At 62.0% G+C, this 4,607-nt stretch carries 3 protein-coding genes and 1 tRNA gene; 2 read left to right on the top strand and 2 right to left on the bottom strand.

Going from position 1 to position 4,607, the window contains the following annotated elements; all coding sequences use genetic code 11:
* The first annotated feature begins 46 nt into the window (after positions 1–46).
* Positions 47–122 (top strand) — tRNA-Val (locus ACNPAA_RS17780).
* A 47-nt stretch (positions 123–169) separates the two neighbouring features.
* Here the strand turns inward: ACNPAA_RS17780 and ACNPAA_RS17775 are convergent.
* On the bottom strand, positions 170–2,275 hold the full coding sequence (locus tag ACNPAA_RS17775; RefSeq protein WP_201872661.1) for a methyl-accepting chemotaxis protein: 2,106 nt from the start codon (positions 2,273–2,275) through the stop codon (positions 170–172).
* Between the two features lie 142 nt (positions 2,276–2,417).
* Here ACNPAA_RS17775 and nadA point away from each other — a divergent pair, with 142 nt between their 5' ends.
* Entirely contained in the window at positions 2,418–3,491 is a 1,074-nt protein-coding gene (nadA, locus tag ACNPAA_RS17770) for a quinolinate synthase NadA (RefSeq protein WP_161469973.1), read from the top strand.
* A gap of 70 nt (positions 3,492–3,561) precedes the next feature.
* Here the strand turns inward: nadA and ACNPAA_RS17765 are convergent, their stop codons facing one another.
* Entirely contained in the window at positions 3,562–4,422 is an 861-nt protein-coding gene (locus tag ACNPAA_RS17765; protein WP_161646924.1) for a D-hexose-6-phosphate mutarotase, read from the bottom strand.
* Between the last annotated feature and the right edge of the window lie 185 nt (positions 4,423–4,607).

Below are 4,607 nucleotides of genomic sequence, written 5' to 3'. Positions count from 1 at the left end.
CTGGTTCGAATCCAGCACGACCCACCATCATTTCAGTCATATCCCAGGTCGTTTAGCTCAGCTGGGAGAGCACCTCCCTTACAAGGAGGGGGTCACTGGTTCGAGCCCAGTAACGACCACCATATTGAAAAGCCCGCAGCGATGCGGGCTTTTTCGTTTCCGTCTCCCATCAGGTTCGCAGTCGATCCAGCTCGCTTGCCAGGGTGGTGGCCGCCTGTTCCAGTGCCTCGCTCAGGCGCTGGCTGGCATTGGCCTCTTGTCCCAGGGTGGTGGCGGCGTCACCGATGCGCATCAGGTTCTGGTTGATGGTGTCGCTCACGGCACTCTGCTGCTCGGCGGCGGTCGCCACCTGGCTGATGTGATCATGGATCTGCTGGATCTGGGTGACCAACTGATTGAGTGCCTCGAAGGCCTGCTCCGTGCCTTCAACCGTGCTCACCGAGCGGGCGATCCCCGTGCTCATCAACTGCTGGCTACTGGTGACCTCGGTTTGCAGGCTGCCGATGAGCTGCCCTATCTCGTCGGTGGATGAGCGGGTCTTGTTGGCCAGCGCCCTCACCTCGTCCGCCACGACGGCAAAACCCCTGCCCATGTCGCCGGCCCGCGCCGCCTCGATGGCTGCGTTGAGGGCCAGCAGATTGGTCTGTTCGGCAATGGCCCGGATCACATCGAGGATGTGGCTGATATTGGTGCTGCGCTGGGCGACCTGGGCGACCGCCTTGTCGGCCTGATGCATGTCCTCGACCAGGGTATGGATCTCGCTGCGGGCCCTGCTCAATGTCTGCTGGGCCGTGCTGACATGGTGGGTCGCCGCTTCTGACTCCTGCGCCGCCTGTTCCGCATAGCCCGCCACGCTGACTGCCGTGGTGCTCATCTCGTGCATGGCGCTGACCACGCTCTCCAGCTCCAGGCTCTGATCATCCAGGCTGCTGCGCATGGCATCGGCCGTCTGCTTCATGCCCCTGGCCTGCTGATGCACCTGTTGCCCAATCTGCTTGCTGCCCTGCACCATGGCCCTCAGCTTGCCGAGGAAGGCATTGAGATGCCTGCCCAGCTCGATGAGCTCCTGGTGGGTGTCGATACGCATCTGCTGGGTCAGGTCGCCTTCATTGCTGGCGAGGTGGGAGACGTGGCGGCTGATGAGGGAGAGGGGCGCCGTGATGGTCTGGATGAACCAGACAAGCAGGCCCAGGGCCACCAGGGTGATGACAACGATGGCAACCAGCTGCTGCTGCTGGGTCGCCTGCAACAGGCTGCCGAGCTGCTGGCTGATGGTGTTGGCCTGGCTGAGGGCGAGGGCCTTGGGCACCTTGATCATCAGCCACCACTGGTTGTCGGCAGCCTCGATCCGTATGGGCTGCTGCAGGATGAAATCGCTGTCGGTATCGGCGGGGTGTCCATTCGGGGCAACCAGTCCGGCCTCTGTCAGGGGGCGCCCCAGTTTGTCCGAATGGCGGTTGCTGCCGACGATGAAGCCCATCTTGCTGACCAGGGTGACCTCGGCCTGGTTGTCATAGAGGCTCTTGCCTAGGTGCTCGGCCAGTTGCTGGAAGATGGGCAGGTTCATGTCGACCCCGGTGATCCCGGCAAACTTGCCATCCTTGAGGACGGGCACCGTCAGGCTGGTCATCAGCATCTTCTGGCCAGGGCTTATCTCGTAGAGGTAGGGTTCCATCAGACAGGGGCGACGAGTCTCGCGACCGCAGAGATACCACTCGCTGTTGCGAATGCCGAATTCATTGCGCGAGGTGTCGAACTTGGCGTCACTGGTGGCGGCATCTATGGTCTGCTGCGCGATGTTTCCGTTCTGTTCCCGGGTGAAGTAGACCTCGAGACTGCCCTTGCCGGCAACTGAATGGCTGGCGCCCGTCTGCCAGTCGGCGTCCTGTCCGTCGTAACCGTTGGGTTCGAACTGGGCGTAGATGGAGCTGATCCCGTTTGCCTGGCGCAGGCGGCTGCCAAGCAGGAGCTCCACTTGCTGGCGGCTCAGCCGCTGGTCCGGCTGGGCCATGCTTCCTTCAAGCTGCGCCGCCATGCCGAGCGGTATCTGATAGGCCTGCTGCAACTGGTCTTCGATCTGCACGGCATACCGCTCTGCCTGGAATTGCAGGGAACGGGAAACCTCCTGCTCCAGGGCGCCACGGGTCTGCGCCATGATGTCATCGCGCAGGCCGTTCAGCGAGGAGGACTGTATCCATGTCATGGCGACGCCACTGGCGAAAAAAAGTCCCAGCGTGAGCAACAACAACTTGGTCTTGAGCGAACGTTGTTTCATTCGACAACTCCTTTTGGCAAGAATGACAACGATATGGTCGGAGCGGGTCCTGACAGTTGTACTGTACTGGATTTGTTGATGGGTTTGTGCACGGCTTCTGGTTATAATTTTGGCCTTCCCGAGCGTTGATGGAACAGTCGCAATGAGCAATGCACTGAGCAGTATTCCGCCGGTAGTCGAGATGGACTACCCCTTCCCGGCCAAACCACAGCCCCTGACTCCCGAGCAGAAGGCGACCCTGATCGCCGAGATCAAGGTGCTGCTGCAGGCGCGCCAGGCCGTGCTGGTTGCCCATTACTACACGGATCCCGAGATCCAGGCCCTGGCAGAAGCCACCGGTGGCTTCGTGGGTGACTCCCTGGAGATGGCCCGCTTCGGTCGCGACCATGTGGCCCAGACCCTGATCGTGGCCGGTGTGCGCTTCATGGGAGAGACCTCCAAGATCCTGAGCCCCCACAAGCGGGTGCTGATGCCGACGCTGGAGGCCGAGTGCTCGCTTGATCTGGGTTGTCCCATCGACCAGTTCTCCGCCTTCTGCGATGCCCACCCCGATCACATCGTGGTGGTCTATGCCAATACCTCGGCAGCGGTGAAAGCACGGGCCGACTGGGTGGTCACCTCCAGCATTGCGTTGGAGATCGTCGAACATCTGGACAGTCAGGGTCACAAGATCATCTGGGGCCCGGACCGCCACCTCGGCGCCTACATCGAGAAGAAGACGGGGGCCGAGATGCTGCGCTGGCAGGGGCACTGCATCGTGCACGACGAGTTCAAGGCCAAGGCGCTGCGCGAGCTCAAGGCCCAGAACCCGGATGCCGCCGTGCTGGTGCACCCGGAGTCTCCGGCCTCCGTCATCGAACTGGCGGATGCGGTGGGTTCTACCAGCCAGCTCATCAAGGCCGCCAAAGAGCTGCCCCAGCAGAAACTGATCGTGGCGACCGATCGCGGCATCTTCTACAAGATGCAGCAGGCATGCCCGGAGAAAGAGATGGTGGAGGCGCCCACCGGTGGTGATGGTGCCACCTGCCGCAGCTGCGCCCACTGCCCCTGGATGGCGATGAACGGCCTGGTGGCCATCAAGGAGGCCCTGACCGACGGCGCCGAGCGTCACGAGATCCATGTGGATGAGGCACTGCGTCTCAAAGCGCTTGTCCCGCTCGACCGCATGCTGGATTTCGCCGCCGAGCTCAAGCTCAAGACCCAGGGCAACGCCTGACTGACGCTGATGGCAAGATGCAAAGAGGGCTCCCGCGGGAGCCCTCTTTATTTATCCGTCATCTGTATCGTCAGATGATGACGGTGGAGAAGCTGTGCTCCTCGTCGGGCGCGACGGTGATCCCGTCCTCGGCGGTGATGGCCGCCTCGACACAGAGCATGGTGCGATAACCGTCGTCACTCATGTCGGCCATGGCGCAGGCCCCTTCCTGCCAGGGGGTCCAGACCACCACGCTGTCGTGGTTGCCGTTGACCACCCGGGTGGTGCGCTCACCATCCTGCACGCTGACCATGGCATCGGGCTGGCGGTAGATGCGATCCATGGCTGCGGTGACGGTCAGCGCGCCCTGTTGCAGTTCGTTTCGGCCGGTCAGCTTGTCCAGATAGGGTTCGCCGAGGCCGGTCACGGTCACCGCTTCCGGCGCACTGATCTGCAGGTAGGTGTGCAGGGCGGCATTGTAGGTGAGCGCTGACTTGCCGGTGTTGCGGGTGGTCAGCACCAGGGAAAGCTCCTTGCCGACCAGTACGTCCAGCTCCAGCTCGAAGGCATGGGGCCAGAGTGTCCTGCTGGCATCGTTGTCACGCAGGGAGAGGTGGACGAGTGTGCCATCCCCGTGATCGGAGACCCCATCCAGCGTCCACAGGCAGTTGCGTGCGAAGCCATGAGCCGGCTTGCCGCTGCCAACGCGAGCGGGGGAGGGGCCGAACCAGGGCCAGCAGAGGGGAATGCCGCCGCGAATGGGCTTGCTGCCATCCAGTATCGCCTTGTCGCTGAGCCAGAGAGAGGCCGGCTCACCATGGCGTTGGTAACGCAGCACATGGGCGCCAAACAGGCTTATCTCGGCCCTGGCGTGCTCATTGTCTATGGTCAGCAGGGGCAGGCCATCCTGGCTCAGGGTGCAGTGGGCAGTCAGCGTACGTGTCGGTGTCATAAAGGCTCCAGTGCTCGGGGACATTCAGAAAGGGTCCGTGATTCAGAATACAAAAAGGCGGCCATTGGCCTAATGCCGATCAGTTAAGGATCCATTGACCGATCCTCAGGCTGTGTAAGAATCCGAAACTCCTTGTTGGGTTTCGGATTTTTTTATGCGTATCGACCAAGCTCTCGACTTCATTC

The organism is Aeromonas sp. PS2Canimalfood6 (assembly GCF_048276795.1).
GTDB lineage: Bacteria > Pseudomonadota > Gammaproteobacteria > Enterobacterales > Aeromonadaceae > Aeromonas > Aeromonas caviae.
Note: the sequence above shows the minus strand (reverse complement) of the source record. Positions and strands in the feature narration are given on the sequence as shown.